Origin of the sequence: Ensifer sp. 22521 (assembly GCF_052044795.1) — a bacterium.
Classification (GTDB): domain Bacteria; phylum Pseudomonadota; class Alphaproteobacteria; order Rhizobiales; family Rhizobiaceae; genus Ensifer.
The window spans coordinates 125,636-148,001 of record NZ_JBQENM010000006.1; the positions used below are offsets into that span (position 1 = coordinate 125,636).

At 60.0% G+C, this 22,366-nt stretch carries 23 protein-coding genes; 13 read left to right on the top strand and 10 right to left on the bottom strand.

Annotation, left to right across the window (positions count from 1 at the left end; all coding sequences use genetic code 11):
- Positions 1 to 17: 17 nt before the first annotated feature.
- Positions 18 to 2,207 (bottom strand): GumC family protein, encoded by a 2,190-nt coding sequence (locus ACTJKE_RS10385; protein WP_112995514.1) that lies wholly within the window; start codon positions 2,205 to 2,207, stop codon positions 18 to 20.
- Between the two features lie 204 nt (positions 2,208 to 2,411).
- Here ACTJKE_RS10385 and ACTJKE_RS10390 point away from each other — a divergent pair, with 204 nt between their 5' ends.
- The 6 genes from ACTJKE_RS10390 (at position 2,412) to ACTJKE_RS10415 (ending at position 9,098) form a co-directional block, all read left to right on the top strand.
- A complete protein-coding gene (locus ACTJKE_RS10390; protein WP_057252881.1) occupies positions 2,412 to 2,987 on the top strand; it encodes a polysaccharide biosynthesis/export family protein in 576 nt (191 codons plus the stop codon).
- Between the two features lie 5 nt (positions 2,988 to 2,992).
- Positions 2,993 to 4,165 (top strand): glycosyltransferase family 4 protein, encoded by a 1,173-nt coding sequence (locus ACTJKE_RS10395; RefSeq protein WP_112995515.1) that lies wholly within the window; start codon positions 2,993 to 2,995, stop codon positions 4,163 to 4,165.
- Positions 4,166 to 4,413: 248 nt separating this feature from the next.
- Positions 4,414 to 5,787, top strand: coding sequence for an undecaprenyl-phosphate glucose phosphotransferase (locus tag ACTJKE_RS10400; RefSeq protein WP_440636845.1), 1,374 nt, complete (start codon positions 4,414 to 4,416; stop codon positions 5,785 to 5,787).
- Positions 5,784 to 7,028 carry an O-antigen ligase family protein gene (locus ACTJKE_RS10405; protein ID WP_440636722.1) on the top strand — a complete coding sequence of 415 codons (1,245 nt, stop codon included), beginning with the start codon at positions 5,784 to 5,786 and terminating at the stop codon, positions 7,026 to 7,028. Before ACTJKE_RS10400 ends, ACTJKE_RS10405 begins: the two co-directional genes overlap by 4 nt.
- Positions 7,029 to 7,030: 2 nt before the next feature.
- Positions 7,031 to 8,224 (top strand): glycosyltransferase family 4 protein, encoded by a 1,194-nt coding sequence (locus ACTJKE_RS10410; protein ID WP_112995517.1) that lies wholly within the window; start codon positions 7,031 to 7,033, stop codon positions 8,222 to 8,224.
- 421 nt (positions 8,225 to 8,645) lie between these two features.
- Positions 8,646 to 9,098 (top strand): hypothetical protein, encoded by a 453-nt coding sequence (locus tag ACTJKE_RS10415; RefSeq protein WP_440691814.1) that lies wholly within the window; start codon positions 8,646 to 8,648, stop codon positions 9,096 to 9,098.
- Here ACTJKE_RS10415 and ligD read toward each other — a convergent pair.
- Positions 9,095 to 10,021 (bottom strand): non-homologous end-joining DNA ligase, encoded by a 927-nt coding sequence (gene ligD, locus ACTJKE_RS10420; protein WP_440691815.1) that lies wholly within the window; start codon positions 10,019 to 10,021, stop codon positions 9,095 to 9,097. The genes ACTJKE_RS10415 and ligD overlap by 4 nt on opposite strands.
- 172 nt (positions 10,022 to 10,193) lie before the next feature.
- On the opposite strand from ligD, the gene ACTJKE_RS10425 reads away from it, so the two are divergent.
- From ACTJKE_RS10425 to ACTJKE_RS10445, 5 genes are all read left to right on the top strand, one after another.
- Positions 10,194 to 10,370 carry a hypothetical protein gene (locus ACTJKE_RS10425; RefSeq protein WP_197417280.1) on the top strand — a complete coding sequence of 59 codons (177 nt, stop codon included), beginning with the start codon at positions 10,194 to 10,196 and terminating at the stop codon, positions 10,368 to 10,370.
- 70 nt (positions 10,371 to 10,440) lie between these two features.
- Entirely contained in the window at positions 10,441 to 10,647 is a 207-nt protein-coding gene (locus ACTJKE_RS10430) for a hypothetical protein (RefSeq protein WP_370006533.1), read from the top strand.
- A 4-nt stretch (positions 10,648 to 10,651) separates the two neighbouring features.
- Positions 10,652 to 11,062 (top strand): hypothetical protein, encoded by a 411-nt coding sequence (locus ACTJKE_RS10435; protein ID WP_440691816.1) that lies wholly within the window; start codon positions 10,652 to 10,654, stop codon positions 11,060 to 11,062.
- Between the two features lie 1,289 nt (positions 11,063 to 12,351).
- Positions 12,352 to 12,618 (top strand): hypothetical protein, encoded by a 267-nt coding sequence (locus tag ACTJKE_RS10440; RefSeq protein ID WP_440691817.1) that lies wholly within the window; start codon positions 12,352 to 12,354, stop codon positions 12,616 to 12,618.
- Positions 12,619 to 12,830: 212 nt separating this feature from the next.
- On the top strand, positions 12,831 to 13,349 hold the full coding sequence (locus tag ACTJKE_RS10445) for a YidB family protein (RefSeq protein ID WP_440691818.1): 519 nt from the start codon (positions 12,831 to 12,833) through the stop codon (positions 13,347 to 13,349).
- Positions 13,350 to 13,857: 508 nt separating this feature from the next.
- Here ACTJKE_RS10445 and ACTJKE_RS10450 read toward each other — a convergent pair.
- The 4 genes from ACTJKE_RS10450 to ACTJKE_RS10465 all read right to left on the bottom strand — a co-directional run bounded on the left by ACTJKE_RS10450 (position 13,858) and on the right by ACTJKE_RS10465 (position 15,317).
- Positions 13,858 to 14,223 carry a hypothetical protein gene (locus tag ACTJKE_RS10450; protein WP_440691819.1) on the bottom strand — a complete coding sequence of 122 codons (366 nt, stop codon included), beginning with the start codon at positions 14,221 to 14,223 and terminating at the stop codon, positions 13,858 to 13,860.
- A 95-nt stretch (positions 14,224 to 14,318) separates the two neighbouring features.
- Entirely contained in the window at positions 14,319 to 14,492 is a 174-nt protein-coding gene (locus ACTJKE_RS10455) for a hypothetical protein (protein ID WP_192372506.1), read from the bottom strand.
- Positions 14,492 to 14,806: a cell wall anchor protein gene (locus ACTJKE_RS10460; RefSeq protein ID WP_440691820.1), complete on the bottom strand. Its 315-nt coding sequence runs from the start codon at positions 14,804 to 14,806 to the stop codon at positions 14,492 to 14,494. Before ACTJKE_RS10460 ends, ACTJKE_RS10455 begins: the two co-directional genes overlap by 1 nt.
- 28 nt (positions 14,807 to 14,834) lie before the next feature.
- Complete coding sequence (locus ACTJKE_RS10465) at positions 14,835 to 15,317, bottom strand: peptidoglycan recognition protein family protein (protein WP_440691821.1); 483 nt, start codon at positions 15,315 to 15,317, stop codon at positions 14,835 to 14,837.
- Positions 15,318 to 15,704: 387 nt separating this feature from the next.
- On the opposite strand from ACTJKE_RS10465, the gene ACTJKE_RS10470 reads away from it, so the two are divergent.
- Entirely contained in the window at positions 15,705 to 16,043 is a 339-nt protein-coding gene (locus ACTJKE_RS10470) for a hypothetical protein (RefSeq protein ID WP_218374335.1), read from the top strand.
- A gap of 143 nt (positions 16,044 to 16,186) precedes the next feature.
- On the opposite strand, the gene ACTJKE_RS10475 is transcribed toward ACTJKE_RS10470, so the two are convergent.
- Positions 16,187 to 16,312, bottom strand: coding sequence for a hypothetical protein (locus tag ACTJKE_RS10475; RefSeq protein WP_440691822.1), 126 nt, complete (start codon positions 16,310 to 16,312; stop codon positions 16,187 to 16,189).
- Positions 16,313 to 16,342: 30 nt separating this feature from the next.
- Between ACTJKE_RS10475 and ACTJKE_RS10480 the strand changes: the two genes are divergently transcribed.
- On the top strand, positions 16,343 to 17,407 hold the full coding sequence (locus ACTJKE_RS10480; protein ID WP_440691823.1) for a class I SAM-dependent methyltransferase: 1,065 nt from the start codon (positions 16,343 to 16,345) through the stop codon (positions 17,405 to 17,407).
- On the opposite strand, the gene ACTJKE_RS10485 is transcribed toward ACTJKE_RS10480, so the two are convergent.
- The 3 genes from ACTJKE_RS10485 to ACTJKE_RS10495 form a co-directional block, all read right to left on the bottom strand.
- Complete coding sequence (locus ACTJKE_RS10485) at positions 17,315 to 19,666, bottom strand: hypothetical protein (protein ID WP_440691824.1); 2,352 nt, start codon at positions 19,664 to 19,666, stop codon at positions 17,315 to 17,317. The two genes, ACTJKE_RS10480 and ACTJKE_RS10485, sit on opposite strands and share 93 nt — an antisense overlap.
- Before the next feature lie 70 nt (positions 19,667 to 19,736).
- Complete coding sequence (locus ACTJKE_RS10490) at positions 19,737 to 21,950, bottom strand: hypothetical protein (RefSeq protein WP_440691825.1); 2,214 nt, start codon at positions 21,948 to 21,950, stop codon at positions 19,737 to 19,739.
- Complete coding sequence (locus ACTJKE_RS10495) at positions 21,947 to 22,360, bottom strand: DUF6950 family protein (protein ID WP_440691826.1); 414 nt, start codon at positions 22,358 to 22,360, stop codon at positions 21,947 to 21,949. Before ACTJKE_RS10495 ends, ACTJKE_RS10490 begins: the two co-directional genes overlap by 4 nt.
- Between the last annotated feature and the right edge of the window lie 6 nt (positions 22,361 to 22,366).

Genomic DNA, 22,366 nt, shown 5'->3' on the forward strand with positions numbered 1-22,366 from the left:
CGACACGCCGTCGTCGGTTAGGCGGCATCCCGGTCAGGATACTCCGGATCGGCTGCCTGCCCGGTCATGAGAACGATGTCGCGATAGCCGGCCGCACCGAAACCGGTCAGAACCTCGACGATCCGCTCATCACTGACCGACGGCGCCGAGAGGATGATCTCTGCGCCATCGCGGCCGGCAATCTTCTCGACAGCCATTTCGTCCGCCGGGCCGCACTCGACTAGAACGAGATCGTAGGCGTTGGTCAGGGCGTCGATGATCATCTTCAGCCGTTCGATGCCCCGCATCGCCTGCCGCGGATCCGCATCGCCCTGAGGAATGACGTGTGCATCGGAGAAGCGGTCGGCGTGGATCGTATCGGTGAAGGGCACCTCACCCGCCAGCAGGTTGGTAATCCCGGGAAGCTGCGGCGAGCGCGCCATCAGGCGCGTCGGGCAGGCCGAACCGGTCAGGTCGATCAGCACCACCTTGATATCGTCCTCAGCCAGCAGGCGCGCCAGCATCACGGTTGCGGTCGATCCTTCGTCTCCGCCCGGCGATACCGAAATCGCAACACGCACGCCGGTGGCGCGAAGATGTTCCGCCACCGCCTCGATCGAGAAGTCCGGTTCGGCGGCAGCCTCCACGGTGTCCGTATCTGCAGCGGGAATTTGCGCCGCCGGCAGCAGTTCGACTGCATCATTATCCTCGGTGACAGGCGCCACTTCAGGCTGCCTATCAGCTGCCATGATCGGGATATCGGTGGCGCTTGCAGCCAAGGCCGGCCGCGGGCGAACCGGTGCAAGCCGCTCGCCCGTTGCCGAAACCGGACGCAGCGCCCGGCCGCTGAACAGTTCGCCAAGCATGATCACGACGCAGCTCAACAGGAACGTCGCGAGGGCGGCAACGATCGTGATCGGCAGCACTTTCGGGAAGCTCGCGCTCGTCGGAACCACCGCGCTTGAAATCACACGTGCATCGGCGGGTGTCGCATTTTCCACCGTGCGCGACGTCGCCTCGCGGTAACGTGCGAGATAGGTTTCGAGCAACTGCCGTTGCGCGGTCGCTTCGCGCTCCAGCGCACGCAACCCCACCTCTTCCTCGCCGGCCTGTGCGGACTGAGCCTTCAGCGCGTTCAGCTGCTGGACGAGCTGCTGCTCGCGCAGTTCGCCGACCTTGGCCTCGTTTTCCAGGCTCGCCAGGATCTTGCGTGTCTCGCTGCGAATCTGTCCGCGTATGCCTTCGAGTTGCGATTTCAGTGCCTTCAGGCGTGGGTGGCCATCCAGCAATGTCGTCGAAAGGTCGGCAACCTGCCCCTGCAGATTCGCTTCGGTCTCCTTCAGCCGCTGGATCATCTGTGATCCGACGACGTCGGTGATCGTGTCCGCCGCCCGGCCGCTTGCAAGGGCCGAGCGCACGCCGGCAGCGCGTGCCTCCGCATTGGCGCGCTCGCCGCGCACCCGGGTCAGCTCGGTCGAAATATCGGTCAATTGCCGCGTCGCGAAATTCTCGGTCTCGCCGGTCGGCAACAGATCGGACGAAGAGCGGTAGGCGGCAACCTTCGCTTCCGCATCCCGCACCTTCTCGCGCAGATTGGCGATCTCCGGTTCCAGCCAGCGGGTCGCCTCGGAATTGGTGTCGAGCTTGGCGCCGCTTTGCAACGTAAGGAAGACCTTCGCCATTTCGTTCGGAATGGCGGCCGCGAGCTGGCGGTCCTTCGAGGTGAAGGCGATCGCGATCACGCGGGACTTCTCGACCTGATAGACTTGGAGCTTGTCGTTGAATTCCTTGAGCACCCTCTCCTCTGGCGGCATCTCCAAGGGGTTCTTCTTGAGGCCGAGCATGACGAGAAGATCCGAAAGCGCCGAGGGTGCTGCCGATGGATCGAACTCCTTCAGCTCATAGAGCTTCATATTGCGCGCGACCTGCTTGATGAGGTCCGCCGAACGCAGCACCTGCACCTGGCTCAAGATCCCGGATTCGTCGAAGACACGATCGGCGCCGGCCTGCGAAGACTGATTGGGGCCGCTGAACTCCGGCTCGCGCGATTCGATCAGCACGCGGGTTTCGCTCTGATAGTCCGGCGCAATCATCTTTGCCGCACCGAAGGCGAGTGCTGTCACACAGGCTGTTGCGAGCAACACCTTGACGCGCCGATCCCAGACAGCGCGAAACAGGCCGCCGAGGTCGATATCCACATCCTGTTGACCGCTGCCGCTTCCCGACATGCTATTGGCTCCGAACCCTCAAATTTTGCCGGAGGGTAAACGAACATGGTAACGCAAGGGTTAATACGATCAACCTCCGGGTGATAAACCCCTCCCCGTTGCAGCGATACGGCGCAAAAATTCTACCGCGAGTTTACCGGCTATTAACCCTAACGGATCGATAACGTCTGAAAAGGTGGGTCGTTTCCGGAGCCTATGAACCGCATGTCAACCGCAGCTATCAAGACAGGTCTCGCGATCACGGCGGCAGTGCTGTCGATGTTGCTCAGCGGTTGCACAAGCTACCAGCCGGCGCCGAAGGCTTTTAGCGAAGCCACCATCCAGCCCTATCGCCTCGACAGCGGCGATCGCCTGCGCATCAACGTCTTCGAACAGGCCGGCCTCAGCGGCACCTATACGGTCGACCAGGCCGGTTACGTCGCGTTTCCGCTGATCGGCACTGTCGCCTCGCGCGGCAAGACCCTGCCGGAGCTCGAAGGCATGATCGCTGCCAAGTTGCGCCAGGGCTATCTGCGCGACCCCGACGTGACGATCGAGGTCGATCGCTACCGCTCGGTCTTCATCATGGGTGAAGTCGGCCAGGCCGGACAATATGCCTACGTGCCCGGGATGACGGTGCAGAATGCGATTGCCGTCGCCGGCGGTTTCTCGCCGCGCGCCAACCAATCCAACGCCGACATTACCCGCAAGATCAACGGCCGCATCATCACCGGCCGCGTTCCGATCACCGACGCGGTTCTCGCCGGCGATACGATCTACGTCCGCGAACGCCTGTTCTGATCTCGATGCAGCAACAGCGTCCCCTGCGCATCATCCATTGTTTCAGATCGCCCGTCGGCGGAATTTTCCGCCATGTGCGCGATCTTGCCGAGGCGCACGCCCGCGCCGGCCATGAGGTCGGCATTCTCTGCGACAGCACCACCGGGGGTAGTCACGAGGATTCACTGTTCGACGAGATCCGGCCCTATCTGGCGCTCGGCCTCGTTCGCATGCCGATTCACCGCTCAGTCGGGCCGTCGGATCTTGCCGCGCTATGGCGCGGCTACAAGGAAATCAGAAGTTTGCGACCGGATGTGTTGCATGGGCACGGCGCCAAGGGTGGCGCCATTGCCCGCCTCATCGGTTCAGCCTTGCGGGTCAACAGGTATCGCGTAGCCCGCCTCTATTCCCCGCACGGGGGGAGCCTCCACTATCGCCGCCGCTCCCTGATCGGGCGGCTTGTCTTCCCGCTGGAACGGGTTCAGGAGCGGCTCGCGGATGCGCTCGTTTTTGTCTGCGACTTCGAGCGCCAGACCTATTTCACCAAGGTCGGTGCGCCACGTGTACGGCACGAACTGATCTACAATGGGATCGACGACGGGGAGTTCGAGGTGATCGCCCCTCGGCCGGATGCTGTCGATTTTCTCTATATTGGCATGATGCGGGACCTGAAGGGTCCCGATTTGTTTGTGGAGGCGTTCGCGCGGACCGAGCGCCTCGTCGGGCGACCGCTTTCGGCGTTGATGATTGGCGACGGCCCACAGCAGCAGGAATATAGCGAACTGATGCTGCAGCAAGGTCTGAGCCGCCGTATCAGGATGCAACCGGCGATGAAGACCCGTGAGGCGTTTACGCTGGCGCGCAACGTCGTCGTTCCCTCGCGGGCCGAGTCCATGCCCTACATCGTCCTCGAGGCGCTTGCGGCGAGAAAGCCGGTCATTGCCAGCCGTGTCGGCGGCATCCCGGAAATACTGGGGGCCGCCAGCGCCGCGCTCGCCGAACCGGCCGACGTTCAGTCACTGGCCGCCATCATGGCGCGCTCGATCAGCGAGAAGGACTGGGCGGTGCGGGTCATGCCTGAGCCGAACACATTCAAATCGCGATTCGCCGCTTCGGTAATGTCGTCCGATATGCTAGAGCTCTACCGGGAATTGTGCCTTTACCAGCCGTCCACGGATAGCGTGTCGTCTACAACGTAAGCGTTTCTTAGTGGCTTTCTGCTATCCGGACTGAGGGACTTCAGCGCCGGAAGACAGCCATGAACAAGTTTGACCGCCCGGATTCATTCGATCCCGAAGCGCTTCGCAAGAAGATTTCGGAAATCCGCTCCCGTGCGCCGGGCGAGATGCCGAGCGGCGAGCCGTCTGCAGAACTCAATCCGCTGGCGCGGCAAATCGCCGAACAGTTCCGGGCCGACACCTATTCGCCGGCCATGATCATGGGGCTGATGCGGCTCTTCGAGTTCAGCGCGCTCTTCGCCATCGGCTACGCGATCAACGCGCTCTACGTTCAACCGGGCTTCGAGCAATTGCCGCTCTATCTGGCGATACTGATGGGAGGCTCGGCGCTGGCGGTTGCCGCGATGCAGATCGCCGATACCTACCAGATCCCTGCATTGCGCGCCTGTCTGCGCGTGATGCCGCGCATTCTCGCGGCCTGGGCGGTCGCCTTCGGTGGGATTGCCATCGCCCTCTTCTTCCTGAAATCCGGCCACCAATATTCCCGCGTCTGGTTCGGCGGCTGGTTCGTCGGTGGCGCGCTCTTTCTCGTCGCCGAACGTGCCTTCATCGCCTATTCCATTCGCCACTGGGCCCGCAACGGCACGATGGAACGCCGCGCTGTTGTCGTCGGCGGCGGCCAGCCGGCGAAGGACCTGATCCGCACGCTTGAGGATCAGCCCGATAACGACATCCGTATCTGCGGCATTTTCGACGACCGCGACGAGCGCCGCTCGCCGAACGTCATCGCCGGCTATCCGAAACTTGGAACGGTCAACGAGCTCGTGGAGTTCGCGCGCCTGGCGCGCATCGACATGCTGATCATCTCGCTGCCGCTGACGGCGGAAAAACGCATTCTCGAGCTCCTCAAGAAGCTCTGGATCCTGCCGGTCGACATCCGGCTCGCGGCCCACGCCAACAATCTGCGTTTCCGTCCTCGTAGCTATTCCCATGTCGGCGATGTGCCCATGCTCGACATCTTCGACAAGCCGATCGCCGATTGGGACTCGGTCGCCAAGCGCGGCTTCGACATCTTCTTCAGCCTGGTTGCCGTGGTGCTCCTATGGCCGATCATGTTGGGCGCCGCCATCGCGGTCAAAGCCACCTCTCCCGGCCCGATCATCTTCAAGCAGAAGCGGCACGGCTTCAACAACGAGACGATCGAGGTCTACAAGTTCCGCTCGATGTATACGCATATGAGCGACCCTTCGGCACGCAACGCCGTGACCAAGGGCGACCCTCGCGTCACGCCGGTCGGCCGCTTCATCCGCAAGTCGTCGATCGATGAACTGCCGCAGATTTTCAACGTGCTGAAAGGCGAACTGTCGCTCGTTGGGCCGCGTCCGCACGCCGTCGCGGCGCAGACCCAGAACCGGACCTATTCCGACGTCGTCGAAGGCTATTTCGCTCGCCATCGCGTCAAGCCAGGCGTTACCGGCTGGGCGCAGATCAATGGCTGGCGCGGCGAGATCGACAATGACGAGAAGATCCGCCTGCGCACGGCGTTCGATCTCCACTACATCGAAAACTGGTCGCTGCTCTTCGATCTCAAGATCCTGTTCCTGACACCTTTCCGGCTTCTCAACACCGAGAACGCCTATTGAGCACCTTCGAGACAGGCCGGTTCCCGATCGCTCGTCCCCAGCTTGCGGCGCTCTCGCTGCTTGGCTCCGGGCTCGTGGCGTTCGCCGTATTTCTCTCCGGCTTCGTCATCTTCGAGCCCGCGCCCTATGAATTGTTCCTGGTCGCGCTCATTGGCCTGTGGGCGCTCTTCGGTCTCAAGATTTCCCGCAGTGTCGCTCCCCTGCTCGCGCTCCTGACGCTGTTCATGGTGGGCGGCATCCTGTCCTTGACGGTCATGGTCGACTTGACCAAGGGCCCGATGTACATGGCGGTCTCCGGCTTTCTTGCCCTATCGTCGGTGTTCTACGCCGCGATCATCGAAGACCGCCACGAGCGCCTGCGGCTGATCTTCAATGCCTGGGTGGCAGCGGCCATCATTACCGCGTTGCTCGGCATTCTCGGCTATTTCGGCGCAATTCCGGGCGCGGAGAACTTCACACTCTATGGCCGCGCCAAGGGCGCCTTTCAGGACCCCAACGTATTCGGACCGTTTCTCTCGGTGCCGGCCATGTATCTGATCCATGGCATCCTGACGCAGCCGATCCAGAAGGCACCACCGAAGATCGCCGCATTGATGATCCTCGCGCTCGGTGTCTTCCTGTCGTTTTCGCGTGCGGCCTGGGCGCTCAACCTCTTCTGCGTCGTCGCCTTCGTCTTCGTCATGCTGCTCAAGGAACGCAGCGGCCTCTTCCGCCTCAGGATCCTGGTCCTGGCGCTCGTCGGCGGGCTTATGGTCGTCGGCGCTCTTCTCGTCGCCCTTCAATCCGAGCAAGTCGCAACCCTCTTTTCCAGCCGGTCGCAGCTCGTGCAGGATTATGACGGCGGGCATCTCGGCCGTTTCGACCGCCATCGCCTGGGCTTTCTGATGTCGATGGAAAAGCCGCTCGGGATCGGGCCGATGGTCTTCAGCACGATCTTCCCGGAAGACGAGCACAATGTCTGGCTGAAGTCGCTGACCTCCTACGGCTGGCTCGGTTTCATCAGCTATGTCACGCTGATGATCTGGACGCTTTCGCTCGGCTTCCGCTTCCTGCTGCTCGACCGCCCCTGGCAAACCTACCTGATGATCGCCTGGGTCGCCGTTCTCGGCCATGTCGGCGTCGGCAATGTCATCGATACCGACCACTGGCGCCATTTCTACCTGCTCCTTGGCATCATCTGGGGATGTGCCGCTCTCGAATACCGCCATCGCCGGCAGGCACGCGCCGGCTGGAGCTCCTGATCATGGAACACATCGTTGCGGGCCGGCGCCCGGCCCTTCCCCTGCGCCTGCTCCAAGTGCTGGAGCCAAGCGGCGGCGGCTCGGGCCGACATTTCCTCGACCTCTGCCGCGGCGTGCACGAGCGCGGGCACCATGTGGAGGCAGTTTATTCGCCGGTGCGCGCCGAGGAAGGTTTCGTGCGCGAATTGAAGGCAATCGGCCTGCCGGCCGTCCACGCCGTCGATATGAAGCGCGCGCCGGGACCTTCTGATATCGGCCGCTTTCTTGAATTGCGCCGCCTCATTCGCCGCGGCAATTTCGACATCATCCACGGCCACAGTTCGAAGGCCGGCGCGCTGACGCGCCTGCGCCTGCCCGGCCCCCATGTTCCGCGTGTCTATACCCCGCACGCCTTCCGGACCCTCGACCCGACGCTCGGCCGCGCCGGTCGCCTCATCTACGGCACGATCGAATGGGGCCTCGCCCGTTTTCTCACCGACCATCTGATCTGCGTTTCGGAGGATGAGTATCGTCACGCGTTGTCGCTGAACATGCCGGAAAAGCGGATGTCGGTGATCGTCAACGGCGTTGCCCCGCCCTCATGCGAGATGGCGCAAACGATTCGCGCCAGCTTCGGGATCGCGCCGGATGCCTTCGTCTTCGGCTTCATTGGCCGCCTCTCGGCGCAAAAGGCGCCGGAGCGGCTGATCGCCGCTTTCCAGAGCGTCGCCGCATCCGTGAAAAACAGCCATCTGGTGATGGTCGGCGCGGGCGAACTCGAAAGGAGCCTGCGCAAGGCAATGGCCGAGAGTGGATTGCAGAACCGCATGCACCTGACCTCGGCCTTCACCGGACCGCAGGCCGCACCGGCATTCGATCTTCTGGTCATGCCGAGCCGCTACGAAGCCATGTCCTACGTGATGCTGGAAGGGGCGGCCGCAGGCAAGCCTATTATCGCCACCGATATCGGCGGCGCCCGCACGGTCATCGAAGATGGCCAGAACGGCTTCATCCTGCCGAACAGTGACGACACGTCCCTGCTCGCCAAGACGATGGTCAAAGCCGCCGCACCGGAAACATTCGGAGAGCTGTCCGCCATCGCGCAAAGACTGAAAGACCGCTTCACCCTCGACGTGATGCTCGATCAAACGGAAACGCTCTATCAGAAGGCGGCCGCCAAACGCCGCGTGCCGGCAATCCTTCAGCCGGCGGAGTAGCGCTGCAAAGAGGGAAATGAAAAACAGATCAATCGCTCTATGGGGGATTGAGGATTGAGAAAAATGGTCGGAGCGGCGGGATTCGAACCCACGACCCCTTGACCCCCAGGAGAGAGGCCTACTTTGTGCGAGGCCTTGTAGCCCAGGCATTTGCGCCGTGTCTAGGTGTCCACTTCGGGAATTATTTCGGGACTCCGTGCCCCGACTTTGCATCCGCATCAATGCTAAAGAGCGGATGCAGCGCGCCGCAATTTTCCGGAAATTTGACACCCAAAACCGGAAACACGAATTCCGCTCAACATGTCAAAGTTAATTTCCAAGGCGCCTCCAGCGGCGCATAATGAAACTATCGCTGGACTTTAAAAGGGCTCCGGCGGCTGGGAGATCATATGCGCTTTCGCCCCAAGGGAGGGATTGCGCTATGCTTTCTCCACGTCAATCTGGATACATTCTTCCTCAAGATTTTACGGTCGTCTCAACGGTCTTTGAGAAGGTCGCAAATGCGCGGGCAATAAGCCGCGAGAGCGAGGAGGGTGAGTGCTTGGCCCGATATGCGCTGGAATTGTATATGACCGGCACGCGTAATGAGTTGGACCTCGAAGCGCGCTTGAAGGAGTTCTGCCTTTCGATTGACCACACGATGACGGCCAGCGGCGGCACCACCGTCGTAGATTTGTTGCCCGACTTGTCGGCATGGGCGCGGAGCCTGACTGCCTCGCCGAGCGAGGCGACTGCTCTCACCGAACAAACGCTCGAATATGCCATCGACCATATAGAAGAATTCATTGCTATCTCGGACGTCAGAGGGTGGTTGGTGCGCCTGATGGTGGAGCTCCGCCTGGGCCGTCGACAGTTGCAAAGATCAGACGCTTAATCGAGATGGTAAACCTCCACCTCCTCGGCCCGCCGCTGGCCGACCCTCTTAAATGACGGATGGCGCAGCTTGCCATCCTGCGTCCATGCGCGGTATTCGACCTCGGTGACCAGCAGCGGCTCGGAGAAGATTGCACCCTTCCGTTTCAGCGACACCGGTGGCCGTTTTGCGGGGATTGCGTCGAGGAGCTCGCGAAGCTGCACTGATTCCTTATTGCTCCATCCGGTACCACAGCCGCCGACGTAAACGAGGCCGTCACCCTTCTTGGCAGCCAGCAGCAGGCGACCGATCGCACCTGGCACCGTCGATCGCTCATAGCCGACGATCACGAACCAGTCGCGCCTGGTGCATTTGATCTTCAGCCATTCCGGCCGACGCCCGGAGTGATAGGGCTTGTCCCTCCGCTTTGCGATAATTCCCTCGAGCCCGAGCTCACACGCAGCGCGGAAGAACTCTGCGCCGTCAGCGTGAACCTCCTCAGAGAAGCGAATAGGGCCAGTTCTGCCGGCGATGATCGGCTCCAACCGGCTTCGGCGCTCCCCCAGCGGCAATGATCGCAAATCGTGGCCGTCGAGATAGAGAAGGTCGAAAGCAAAGAAAATGATCTCGCTCGGCTCATGCAGGCTCGGCTTCTTGCCGACGGCGCGCTGTAACAGACCGAAATCTGAGCGGCCCTGGTCGTCGAGAACGACCGCCTCGCCATCGAGGATCATGGAGGCATGCCCAAGCTGGCGCGCCTCGGCGACGATCAAGCCGAACTTGCGCGTCCAGTCATAGCCGCCTCGGGTGATCGCCCTCACCTCGCCTGGCTCGACATGAACAGCGAGCCGGTAGCCGTCCCATTTCACCTCGAAGGCCCATTGTGGACCTTTCGGCGGCTTGTCCACGAGGGTTGCGACGCATGGCTCGACGCGGCGCGGCATGGGATCGGCCGGCGCAGCGGGAACTGTTTTCTTTCTGAGTGTTTTAGTCATTCCGCATTAACGCATAAAACAAGAAAACGTCCCGCGAGTCTTTGCTCTCCGGGCGGAGATGACGTTGACGCCAAGACAGCCGGGGATCATAGAACGCCGAACAGTTCGAACGAGGCAGGCAATGAGAGAAGAACAGCGCGAAGCTGCGGAGAACCTCCAGGAGGCGATGCGGATCTTCAATGAGACAATCCGCAAAGCCGCGTACTCCGGCCTGCACGTCGACCTTCAGGTGGTCGAGATCCGCCGCAGTGAAGGTCCGACCCCAGTCCCTCAGGTAAGCTGCGTGGCAAAGCTGTAAGCCGTCCCACGATTCATGCTTGACCGACCAAATTCGGGGTGTTGACTCCTCGACACCCGAATGAGAACATTTGCAGAACACGCAGATGGAAGGCAACAGCATGAGTGACGAAGGTAGCGCAACAGTGAAGACCGGAAGCGGTCCCGTCACGCATCTGTGCGAGCATCCTGGCTGCAAGAAGTGGGGCGGATTCGGCTTCGCCAGCGGGAAGGCCGCGCCGAACTGGTTCTGCTTCGAGCACCGGCCGGCGGTCTGGCCTCCGTCGAAGCAGGCGTGATCCCATGACCGATCACCGGAACCTTGATCAAGGCATTTATATCCACCTCGTTACCACGCGCGAGCCGATAAAGCGAGCATTCGCCGGCACTGGCCGATCACGGCGGCGCGAGAAATCGAGCGCTCATTGGATTGCTCAGTCCATCGTCGCCGGCATCCGCGGCAATCACCGTATCGAGCGGGACGGTGTGGCAATAGACGAAGCAGAGATCGTCGAACTATTGGCGGACGAGCTCTGGAAGGTGCCCGAGGCGATAGCTAAGGATTTTGTCGGCATCGATGCCAGCAAACGGGACGATGCCAAGGCGGCGATCACGCATGCGCTGCTAACGGCCCTGACCAGCCGTTTCGAATGCACGTTCTTTCAGCCGGAGTATCGCGGCATGGGGCCATCGTCCTATCCGTCGTGTCGTTGACGAAAACAACGGCGCGGAACGACTTTGATTACCGTGCGTTATTAGAGCGGGCTCCGTTTCTTCCGGGGCTCTGCCACCCTTCCTTCTGGCCCCGTCGTTGCCTTTCGGGGCCATTCTTTTTTGGCTCGCTCCCTGCCTGGGAACCTTTTCGCCGTATGTGCGTTTCTCGCTCGTCGGGATCACGCGGCGGACTCTCCAAATGTCCCCGCGATAGCCAGAAGCAGTCTCCGGCCTCGTCGCACCGACGAGGCCATTTCTTTGCGCAGTCTCCATAGGCGAAGGAAAGCGCACGCGGCTGGGAACAATGCTCGTACGGACGGGTTGGAACTCCAATAAAGGAGTTCTGGCGATGATCCTAATCCCACCCGAATTTGGTTGTCGCGCCGGGGAGGGGTCTGATTCCTCGGGACTTATCGCCTCCCTAAAATATGCGCTGGCGGCCGAAGCTCCATTTGATACGCAAGGCCTCTGCTTTAGAGTGCTCGGAAACAGCATCGTGATCGAGGGCCAAGTAAGTGCCCCCGGCGCGGACGAGTTTATCCGCAGGGTGGCTGAGGATATAGCGGGCGCCGATCGGGTTGTCGTACGTGTCGGGTGTCCCGTCGGACCATTTCCGAACGGTCCACTGGATAAAGGTTCGGACCCCGGCGACCAAAGCTTGGCCATCGGAGCGAAAATTGCGCAACGGGTGGTAGTAGTCCCGCCTCCCCATCTGCGGAGTTGGTTGGATAAAAAAAGGCCCCGCTGAACGGGACCTGAGGCGAACCGGCGCCCGGCTTTTGCCGAGAAACTGCGAGCATCAATAACCTCGGTAGGCCCCACACCTAGCGGGGACGCTAATGGCAGCGGGGCCTAGAGGCGCCTCGATCGACCGGGTTGAGGATCGAGAGCATTACAAAACGTAGGGGGGCGGAAAAGGTTCCGCCATGGGACTTCCCCCCATATGGCCGCGCAAAGGTGCCTTCGGAAGCAAAAACGAGGACGCGACGCGGATGGCCCAACTCCACCCTGCATTAAGGGCTACCGTCATTCGGTCACCGCCTCGGACTTAGGTCTGATACTCCCTCCGCAAAGGTCCTACCCGCATTGCCGAATCTCATTCGCGTTGCCATTCCTAGTTGAGCGTCAACCGCACTTGGCGCGAGTGACCCCCGAGCGCGTCCCAGCCCCAAGCAACGTAGCGCTCTGGGGTCCGGCTCCCTACCCCGAAATTTTAGGAAGCATTTCTGCGCCTAGCGGATCTACGTAATCCCGCCCTACCCTTCCTGCTGGATCAAAGGAGGATTGAGATGGCCCAAAGCAAGCGGCGAATGATGAAGCCGAGCGAAATACCGGATTTCGTGTCTGAGATGATTGCGGCCGGCTGCGAGATCACGGCCATAGGCCACGACAAGTATGTGCTTGGCGATATCGAGGAACAGCATCGAGCAAGAGACGAACTCGACCGCATAACCGAAAAGTACGGCGACCGCGATAGCCTGAAGCTGGAGATTGTCGCCTACCTCTGGTCGATCGGGCGATACATAGAGATTGCCTCAGAAGGCACGCGGCATTAGCGCCCACCGAAGCACTAGGCTCAGGACCCATTACTCTGGCAGGCTGCAACCACCTGTTTGTGTGGTGAACAGCGCGGGCCGATTTCGCCTTGCATCTGGCGATTTCAACGGAACCTGGAAGGTGCCGGGACGTTGACGGTTATGCGACCCACAGCGGCGACCCGAAAGAGCCGCAGCGATCATCAAACAACAACACGTCAGGGAGACGAGCAATGGTTAGCAACGCATTGAAGGCGCTTCTGGGGGTTCTGGCGGTCGCCGGCTACCAGAACCGGGATAAAATTGGCGAGTTGTTGAAGGGGCTCAGAAACCCGGCACAACTCGGACCTGATGGTCAACCGCAAGCGGGCGGAGGATTGGGCGATCTTCTCGGAGGTCTTGGTGGCCTGTTTGGGGGCGCTGCCTCAGGAGGTGGGCTCGGTGGAAGTCTTGGCGAGTTGCTCCGGCAGTTTGAACAGAAGGGGCACGGCGAAACGGCTAACTCATGGGTTCGCCCCGGGGAGAATAAGCCAGTCGGCGATCGCGAGCTGTCCGAGGTGCTTGGCCCAGAGGTGCTCAACGACCTCTCGGCACGCACAGGCCTGCCCCGCGCGGAAATTCTAAGCCGTTTGAGCCGCGAACTTCCGACGGCCGTTGACGATCTCACTCCGAACGGCCAGTTGCCATCTGATGTGGATGACGAGGCAGGCGCGCCCGGCTCCGTCCCGTCGGTGAAGCCCCAGATCGTGTGAGGCCACGACGTTCCGGCATTAGATTCAGGTGATTAAGTGTACTAGGGCTCGTTGGAACAGTATCTCTCTCTTTTTGGCCCCGCCCCATCGGGCCATTTCTTTCCCTGCACGGAAAGATTGATTTCTGTCATTGTCAAATAGAAGGTGAGCCGCCATTACTGGTTGAGCGTCATCACACCATTGACGCTAGGCCCCCAGAGCACGACCCGCCCCAAGCACTGCGCGCTCTGGGGTCCGCTTGGGCGAAGGGTCGACATGTGAAAGCCCCTCTTCATCACGAAGGCGACGCCGCCGGCCACCATTGCACTTTTCTGTGCGTGCGCTGGGAGAACATCTTCCTCCGCCAGCCACAATCTGACATTGTGCGCCACCGAAAGGAGGCAGCACATGTCCTACGATTGGGAAAGCTCCAGACGGCAACGGTTTAGGCACGCTCGGGTTTGGCTTTTGATCGCCTTGGCAGCTTGGCTGGTTGTCCTCGCTCTAGCGCCATAATTTCGTGCGTCGTTTATCTCCTCAACTGCCCGCCTTCGACCCGCTGCAAAATCTCCTTGATCACCTTCAGATCGCCGGACTGATGGCTGACCAGCGTTTGCAGATCCTTGATCGCGGCGGCTGTCGACGTCGACGACTGTTCGGTCGACGCAACGCGATAGGCGAGGTTGTCGATCTTCCGCACTTCGGATTCGAGTGCACGGAACCGCTCTTCGCTCCGGGCTTCCATTGCGCTGCGCCACTTCTGAAGCTCCTCGATGTCCCGCCCCTTGTTCACCCAGATCGTGACGCCGCCAACACACATGCCGAAGAGGGTCACGAGCTGGATGATCGTGTTCAGGTTCCATTCGAGTTTTTGCGCGCGCTTCGGGAGTTCCATCGCTTCATCCTCGATTCCCATTATGCCCCTCGTGTCTGCTATGCCGCTCGTGATGAAAAAGGCCGGCTCCCGAGGTTGAGAGTCGGCCCGGATGCTTACTGCTGGTTCTTCGGCGCCAGATAGGTCAGAACCGCCGGAAGGCCGATGGTGAGCGCATAGAGCGCGAGGTAGCCATACCAGGGCGTGCCCTCGGGCATGAACGGGACGCCGGCGCTGCCAGCAAGTGCGCCACCGACGCCGGCGCCAAGAGCTTTCGAGATGCTACCCATTACTGTGCTTCCTTCAGCGCGAGAGAGATGGTCGCGTAGGCGGTCGCAGCGACGACGAGCGCGTTGGCTGCCGTGACGCTGGACGGATCGGCGCAGATGACGCGCACGCCGTCGTAGGCGGCTTTCTCCTTGGCGATGGTCGAAGCCTTGATGTTGCCGGAGGCCGAGGCCGCGATGAACGCGGCGTGCGCCGTTTCGAGCAAGGCACAGGTCTTCGGCAGGCTGTTCTTGATCGCGGTGTCGATCGAGCCGGTGGTGGTGGTGCAAGCGGACAGCACAAAGGCCGCCGCCGATACGATGATCAGCGAACGCATGTGATTTCCTTCGATGTTGGGAGGTTGGTTAGAGGCGAGCTTTGATTTCGGCGCGCATCTTGTCGCCGCATGCTTTGGCGCCGATGACGTTCGGCGCGAACGGGAGCCGGGTGAAATCCCACTTGCCGGCTTGCTTGACGCCTAGGTTCGGCTGAACCTCGGCATGGGAGAGGATCGTCTTCGGGGTGACCGGGATTTTATAGAACTCGGCCAGGTGCGCGATGACATCCATGGCCCGATGCCACTGGGTTTCCGTCATCGGGAATTTGCCGGCATTGAACGGGCTCTCGATCGCGCCGGCCATGCAAGCGAGCGAAACGCCGATCGATCCGGAGTTACAGCCCCGGGTATGGGCCGCGTAGTCGTCATCGGCCGTGTTCACGTTGTCGGCGATGGTGTGATCGCCGCGGACCACGTTTCCGGATCCCTCGACGATGAGGTGATAATGCTCCTTGTCGAGTTCTGAGGCTCGATAGGCGCCGGCACTCCAATGCGCGATGATACGCGTCATCTTCACCGGCTGGAGCCATTCCAGCGGTAGGCGGTATGTCATCTTGAAAATACCTCTCAAAGGGACAGGTTGTAGAAAAACTGAAAAGCAACGGGAGACGCGGCAACGGCTTTGAAGGGCTCCAAAGATCACGTCCGCGTGGAAAGGCTAAATTAACCCGCTCCCCCGCAATCTATGGTCGGTTGCCATTGTCCCTGCACGTTACAACTGGCACTCAGAACCGCAGCCCCATAGACCGCGGGGCTGCGGTTTTGCCGTCGGGCCAACGCGGCGAAGCTCGGCAGGACAAGTGAGCTCGTCGTTTACCGAGGTCGCTCGCAATTGAAATATTGATTTAACTCTTCCTTGGCAGCGCCACCTTAGATTGCACTGAAAGGGGAGAGGAAAATGCAAAAACTCAGGGAACTGGGGCGGCGCCGTTTATGGGTGAGACTGCCGAAATTTCGACGAGCGCTCGAAGCTGATGTCTGCCCGGCGGAGCTGAATGACCTTTTCGAGGCGTATGCACTCGCCGCCGAACGGTTAGAAGAACTGCGAGAAGCAGAACAACCAGATCAACATCTTGTATTTGAGTACGAGGTGGCAAGCAGAGGGATCGAAGAGGAGGTAACGCGGCTTCTAGATGCGATCCTCTGGGATCCGGTCAACAATCCCTTGTCATTGATCGAAAGTGGCCCGGTCCAAGGTCGCATACGAATTCGAGCTGGTTGGCCATCTTCATACTGAGAGGTCCTGTTCAAAGCACGCGGCCAGGTCGTGACGAGCGCGCTCCGAAACGCAAAAGGCCCCTTCTCCTACGAATAAGAGAAGAGGGCCCCGTCTGAGCGTTCGAATTCACAGACGGCGCTATCTACAGCTGAAATTTCCCTTCATTCAAGCCTCACGTCTACCTTGCTCCCGTATTTGTCCAGCGCCACAAGTACGGACGCGAGGTTGCTCTCGTTCACTTTGCCTTTCGAGGCATCGCGAACCTCCTGAGCGGAGATGGCGCTCATCGATTACTCCTGATTGTTGGGTGGGGATGGGTGGACAACGGCGGCGATGGGAAGTGCTTGCGGCAGGGCAAGCTCAAGGCGGCAATGATAGCGCTGGCGACGCTGAGAGGTGGGTGCTATACCTATGGTGGCATTGAACGGATCGGACGAGCCTTGGAAGAAATCAGTGACGACCAAAGATGGTGGCTGCAACAAGTCCGCGATGGGTACGCTATTCAGTTAGAATACCCCGTGCTACCTAAGCTGCGCCGACTACCATATCGGCCAATCAACAAGCTGATAGCGGACATCATCAGCGGGCATACAAATCGCTATGAAGCCCTGCTTGCAGAATTCCAAAAGTTCAGCGCGAACTTTGCGACCATTTCCGATGAGCCCTCAGGCGAAGGTAAAGGCCCTACCTGGCGCAGCGATTGGATGCCGGCCCTCGACGCCATTTCCCTCTATGCTTTCGTGGCACTGCGGAACCCCGCCAATTTCGTCGAGATCGGCTCTGGCACATCGACCACGTTTGTGCGCCAGGCTATCCGAGATCATAACCTCAGGACCAAGATCATTTCGATCGATCCTCATCCGCGTCGCGACATCGACGTGATTGTGGACGTTGGTTTCCGCCGCCCGCTTGAAGACGCCGATCTGTCCATTTTCGACGAGGTGACGAACGGCGACATCGTGTTCTTCGATGGCAGTCATCGAAGCTTCCAGAACACGGATGTCACCGTCTTCTTTACAGAAATCGTCCCTAGCTTACTTGAGACTCCGAACGTTCTCGTCGGCGTCCACGACGTTTTTCTCCCTTACGACTACCCTCAAGACTGGCTGCAGCGGCACTACAACGAACAGTATCTCTTGCTGATGCTTATGCTATCCGAGAGAGTGACGCCGACTTTTCCGGCGTACTTCTGCTGGAACGATGATCAGCTTTCCGAATCCTGCAGAACGATAGGAGACTTGCCCGTTCTCAAGGAGTCGGATCAGCGTCCGGCGGGTTTTTGGTTTACGTCAAACGGATCGCGACATCTCGACCCACTTATCGAGCGCTCCATTTCGACGAAGCGTGATCGCGGAGCCCGCAGAGGCGGTGAAAGCCGCTGACAACCGGAAATTCCCACCTAGCAGCTGAGAGCCTCCGGACACAAATTCCAGCGTTACGAGATAATTATCGTATTTTGGGAGAACATCGCCGATGTTTCCTGTGCCGGTAACGCGCACGCTGTCCTTCCCATATGGGATCGTCAGCGCTTCAGAGACTGGCGCAGTCGTCACCCTTGATACGTTCTCAACATTCAGGATGCCGCCCGAGTAGGAGCAGTTCACTAGTTTTGGGTCGCCGGCGCCACCGTTGATATCGAGGGCGGATCCCAGTCGAGCGTAGAAGGTTGCGTTGACGATCTTGGCAGTGTTCGCGGCTTCGACATTGTTAAAAATGATGCCGTTCGCGAAATAGGACCGGCACACAAGGTTCACGATGTTGAGGTCGGTGCCTGATACCTTGCACCCAACGTTGTTCTGGAAGAGAACGAGGTTGGATAGTAGCATGGCGCCATAGTTCCCCTCCCGCAGATCGATTGCCGTGCCTTGGCTGCAAATCTTGATGTTGGAAACTTGAGGTTCGGCATTGGGAGCAGTCTCGCTTTCCAGGATGAGGCCGACTCGGTCCGGGTCCAGCGGCTCCCCGGTAGTCAGATCGGTGGTACCGTCGATCCATGTATTGCTGATCGTGTACGATCCAGGAGCCGCGAGATAGATGCCGATCGCAAATGCGTACATGAAACAATTGTCAATCGTCGGCCCGCCGGTGCTATTTCCTGTGAAATAAAAAGCCTTACCAGACCGATGCGAGATCGTCTCATGACCAGTGACCCCGCCTTGGGTGACAGGATAACAGTGGACGCGAAGATAGCGGTTAATGTCGCCACTGTTTTCGCAGTAGATTCCATTGTTGCAATCGATGAGAACGTCATCGAATTTGACGCGGCTGTTCTCCGTGCAATGGAAAGCTTCCTCGAAGCCAACCACCGATGAGCTGATGACGTAGGTACCGTCGACGATATGCATTTTGAATGCTGTACCGGCGAAATTCGTCGCCAGATCCGTACCATCGAGTTTGATGCCGCGGCGGAATGCCATGACACCCTCAATACCGCCCCCGCTTTCTAGAGAAATCGATGCTGCAGGATCAATGATGAGGGCGGCCATTGCCTGCATCGCTGCCCAGATCGGAGGCAAGAAAGAAAACGGATTGCCCGGGTCCGCTCGTCCGGCCGGTCCCTGCAACCTTACATGCTTGCCAAGCAAAACGTTGCTCGCGATTAGATGCCGCTTGGAGAAGGTAATAGTCCCTCCTCCAAACGCTTTCCCGAGAAAATCGCTTGCAGCCTGAAATGCCGCAGCGTCATTGGTAGCGATAGTGCCGCCGATACCGGCGTCTCCGACCGCCCCCAACATGGAGACATTAACCGTGCGCTCATCAAGGACCCAATAACCGCCGTTTAAGCTGTCGGTCGACCCGTCGGGCAGGAATCGGTCTGTCGACCTAAAGTAAGACGGCGCCGGATAGGTAGAAAGATCCGCCCAACTGATGCGCCGATAGTTTGCGCCTCCAACGAGCGTGGCGGGGACAACATAGCTGGGTGCAAAAAACTGCGTGCGCAGCCGCTTTACAATCGCGGGAATGGTATCTACCGCAGCGCTTGCTACCGCGGTGTAGATACGCTGATTGATCGATGCAGCCGCAGCCTCTGCGGCTGCCTGCGCTGCTTCCGCAGCCGCAACGATGGCACTGGAAATCTGGTCGTTGAAGAGGCGGAACGTGCTGCCCGATACAATGCCCAGGACGATCATGCCCGAGACAAGCCCGCCCGCCGCGACGTTGTTGCCCGTGTTCGTCTTGACCGTCAACGCTACGCCACCGTTAAAGCTGGCGGTCACAGGGCTTGAGGTGTTCGTGTCGGCAACTTCCATCCAGATCAAAGCCGATGAGCTCACAGGAATGCTCGTCGTTGCCTGGATGGCGTTCGGAGTGCCGGCGCCGGCATCGTCGGCTATGATAAACGAGAAGGGTAGATCGGAAACGCGTGTCCACGAGCCGGAACCAGAAGCCCCGAATTTCACGTAGATGCCGTTATACGCAATAGTCGGGTCGCCAAGCACCCAAGCAGTCGTGTCGGCCGCATGCGCGAGATCTGCGAAGAGAGCTGCGCGGCTCGTCTTCAGGATGTTGCCTGCACCAGAGGTGAACGCCGAAATCACCTGCTCAAGCCACGTGCCCCATTCCCGGATACGAGGCTTCATCGGCTGGTCGGGATTGGAGCTCGGGCCATCCGAAAAGATCGTGGCGGCAAGTTCTACCATTGAGGGTTCCTCATGCGAAGGTGCCCCGGCACGCGGCCAGAGCTATGGATGGTTCGTGAGTTCGATTCGCTTAGGTGACGACGGTGGTTACCGACGCCTGAGAGACGGAGGGCACGCCGGATATGTTCTCGGCGCCGCACCAATATTTCCATGTGCCCGCACCGGGGGTATCGTTGAACGAGATCGTCTGGTTGGCGGTGACCGAGTAGGTTCCGATCGTTGTCGCGGCAGCGAAGCTCTGGCCCGTCGTTCCGCGTTTGAAGATGAGGAATCGGGTGTTGTCGTTCGCTGCCTTGGCGCTGACGGGGACCGTGGTCACCGAGTCTGGCGCCGTCAGGTTCGTAGGCGTCCCTGGCGCTGTGGCGTCCACCGTCGATGTGATGCTGGCCGTGACAGACCAATCGGAGTAAACGCCGTTGGTCGCGACGAAAGCAGCTTGAACGTCGATCAGCTTATTCGCGGGGACGGTAGTGGTCGCGAGATCGATGTATCCTCCGGCCGGAGTGGCATCAGGGAACCGTTGCTCAATCCAAGCGCCGGGGTTCCCCAAGCCATCGGCATCAGCCACGCGATACCGCACAACGGGCGTAAGGCTGTCATCGTTGGGGTCGATAATGACCACGCGAATGTACACACTTCCGCTGTTCGACTTTGCTTGAACCAGATTGATGACAGGCGTTGCCAGACCGGCCGCGTTCGGGGCCGATGGAACAGGAGGCTGCTGCCCCTCATCAGTTGCCGGTGTCCATGCGTCGATGTTGCCAGGGTGCTGAACGATGTCCATCGAGAAGCCCCCGCGCGTGATCGAAAGCAACGCCCGCCGGTTTTCGATGATCTTGTGGTTCAGGCGCGGCAGACGGTTCGGTGTTTCCAGACGATTCCAGCGGCAATAAACCGCATTGATGCCGGACAGACGAACGTCGAGAGAGCCGCGAACCTTCTCACGGATGCGCAACCATTCGCGCTTTGCCAGGCGGCGTGCCTGCCGCCACTGGTGCACCCAGGTGTATTCCGCCTCCTGCGCTAGAACTCGCCCGGCTTCCAGTTGTGCAGCCGTGTCCTCGAAATAGTCGGTATCAGCGGTCGCATAATCGATTGCCGGGTATGTGAATTTCGGAACGAGACGGTTGATCTCGTCTTCGAATAGAACGTCGTACTGGATGTTGTGACCAACGATGTCGGCGTCCGTCAGAACGCCGCACCGGCTTTCCCTAAACTTACCGACCGTCAGAATGCGGGCACCATCGCCGCGGCTGACGAGGTGGCCGTCACACGCGGCAAGGATCGCATTCGTAGCAGCCTTGGGCCCGTTTTCGGTGGTATCGTAGCCGTTGCACTGGTAGCGCTTCTCTGTGCCGCCGCCGGCGATAGGGACGTCCTCATCACAGATGTTCGCTTCCTCGATCCATAGATCGAGTACAGGCAAGATCGCCTTCGTGTAGTCGAGCCTTTCGCCAAACTCATTGAAGCAGAGATGCCAGGCGAGGATGACGGCGCAGTTTTGCGTCCACGTCCACGTCGAAGGGTTCGCGGGGTTCTGGGCTGGGTCACGGAAATCCCAGCAAAAAGCGAGGTCGGCTTCGACCGAAACCGAAGGGGCGTTATATGGGAACCGCTTGCTGAAATCCTTCTGCTTCGGCGTGCCGCAGATCATCGCGACAGACGCTTGGCCATCCCCGCGATGGGCGTTGGTCCAGGATTCTGGAATGCCGGCGACGACGTCGGCATAAGGCGTCTCTGGATTTGCCCCGAGACGAGAGTAGAGCAGAACCGTGTTGCCGCCATATCTACCATCAGCCAGACCGTTGACGATGTTGCCGCTTCCGATCGTGACTTCGTCATCGTGCAGAAAATACCGGTTTATCGCCTTGATCCGATGGCCCACGAGTCCTTGGACCGCGAACAGACGTCTCCCTTTAGCTTCCCAAAGCATGTAGGCGCCGGCAACACGTGTCCGCCCAACTCCCCACCAACGGTATGGGATAGCTTGCGTCTTCGGCACCTTGCCGTCTTCCGGCTTCGGCGTCTTAACGCCTGGCGCTAACAGCAACTGCAGCCCGACTGTCAGTGCTGTTGCGGCGATGGCCGATGCAGCGCCAACAGCGAATGTAGTCAGCGCGGTACCGGCGCCGAATATGGGCGTGAATAGCGCCGTGAAGATCGGCGTAAAGATCGGATCGAAGAGAACGCGGCTGTAGTGCGACGAGCACGCGCGCAAGTCGACCCGCACGCGATGGATGATCTCTTCCGATGGAGCGCTCTCATAAAGGACCTTGAGGCTCAAGCCTTATCTCCCCGGCTCCAAGCCGCAATAAAGTCGCATCGCTTCGCCCTGACGCCAGCCGGCGCGAGAACCGCCCAGAGAGGGCCGAAACGGATAGCGCCGATTTCCTTGAAGGTCCCGTCGAGGTCCGACGCCGCCATAATGATCCCGATGTCGCCAGTGACCGGCGTTACGGTGCGCGAGTAGCCGAGCGGCTTCACGCCATTGTCGATCATCGGAATGAGGCCACCGGCCCGCGCGACGAACGCCAAGGCGCCTTCTTCATCTCGATAGGATCCCCTCACCTGCTCCGCCGGATCTGTTCCGGTCTGGTCCGCAACCCAAGAGGCGCAGAACATGATGCAGTCGTCGCCGCCGAGGCCGCCCCATCGGAAGCGATGCGGCAGCTTCAAAAACTCATGAATGTTCATGGGCAC

What these genes read in the sequence shown, in the direction of transcription:
- ACTJKE_RS10485 (WP_440691824.1), bottom strand. Translation starts at nt 19,666, where the DNA reads ATGGTAGAACTTGCCGCCACGATCTTTTCGGATGGCCCGAGCTCCAAT.
- ACTJKE_RS10400 (WP_440636845.1), top strand. Translation starts at nt 4,414, where the DNA reads ATGCGGCTCTTCGAGTTCAGCGCGCTCTTCGCCATCGGCTACGCGATC.
- ACTJKE_RS10435 (WP_440691816.1), top strand. Translation starts at nt 10,652, where the DNA reads ATGACCGATCACCGGAACCTTGATCAAGGCATTTATATCCACCTCGTT.
- ACTJKE_RS10395 (WP_112995515.1), top strand. Translation starts at nt 2,993, where the DNA reads ATGCAGCAACAGCGTCCCCTGCGCATCATCCATTGTTTCAGATCGCCC.
- ACTJKE_RS10455 (WP_192372506.1), bottom strand. Translation starts at nt 14,492, where the DNA reads ATGGGTAGCATCTCGAAAGCTCTTGGCGCCGGCGTCGGTGGCGCACTT.
- ACTJKE_RS10495 (WP_440691826.1), bottom strand. Translation starts at nt 22,360, where the DNA reads ATGAACATTCATGAGTTTTTGAAGCTGCCGCATCGCTTCCGATGGGGC.
- ACTJKE_RS10460 (WP_440691820.1), bottom strand. Translation starts at nt 14,806, where the DNA reads ATGCGTTCGCTGATCATCGTATCGGCGGCGGCCTTTGTGCTGTCCGCT.
- ACTJKE_RS10445 (WP_440691818.1), top strand. Translation starts at nt 12,831, where the DNA reads ATGGTTAGCAACGCATTGAAGGCGCTTCTGGGGGTTCTGGCGGTCGCC.
- ACTJKE_RS10440 (WP_440691817.1), top strand. Translation starts at nt 12,352, where the DNA reads ATGGCCCAAAGCAAGCGGCGAATGATGAAGCCGAGCGAAATACCGGAT.
- ligD (WP_440691815.1), bottom strand. Translation starts at nt 10,021, where the DNA reads ATGCCGCGCCGCGTCGAGCCATGCGTCGCAACCCTCGTGGACAAGCCG.
- ACTJKE_RS10470 (WP_218374335.1), top strand. Translation starts at nt 15,705, where the DNA reads ATGCAAAAACTCAGGGAACTGGGGCGGCGCCGTTTATGGGTGAGACTG.
- ACTJKE_RS10465 (WP_440691821.1), bottom strand. Translation starts at nt 15,317, where the DNA reads ATGACGCGTATCATCGCGCATTGGAGTGCCGGCGCCTATCGAGCCTCA.
- ACTJKE_RS10385 (WP_112995514.1), bottom strand. Translation starts at nt 2,207, where the DNA reads ATGTCGGGAAGCGGCAGCGGTCAACAGGATGTGGATATCGACCTCGGC.
- ACTJKE_RS10425 (WP_197417280.1), top strand. Translation starts at nt 10,194, where the DNA reads ATGAGAGAAGAACAGCGCGAAGCTGCGGAGAACCTCCAGGAGGCGATG.
- ACTJKE_RS10390 (WP_057252881.1), top strand. Translation starts at nt 2,412, where the DNA reads ATGTCAACCGCAGCTATCAAGACAGGTCTCGCGATCACGGCGGCAGTG.
- ACTJKE_RS10410 (WP_112995517.1), top strand. Translation starts at nt 7,031, where the DNA reads ATGGAACACATCGTTGCGGGCCGGCGCCCGGCCCTTCCCCTGCGCCTG.
- ACTJKE_RS10475 (WP_440691822.1), bottom strand. Translation starts at nt 16,312, where the DNA reads ATGAGCGCCATCTCCGCTCAGGAGGTTCGCGATGCCTCGAAAGGCAAA.
- ACTJKE_RS10415 (WP_440691814.1), top strand. Translation starts at nt 8,646, where the DNA reads ATGCTTTCTCCACGTCAATCTGGATACATTCTTCCTCAAGATTTTACG.
- ACTJKE_RS10450 (WP_440691819.1), bottom strand. Translation starts at nt 14,223, where the DNA reads ATGGAACTCCCGAAGCGCGCGCAAAAACTCGAATGGAACCTGAACACG.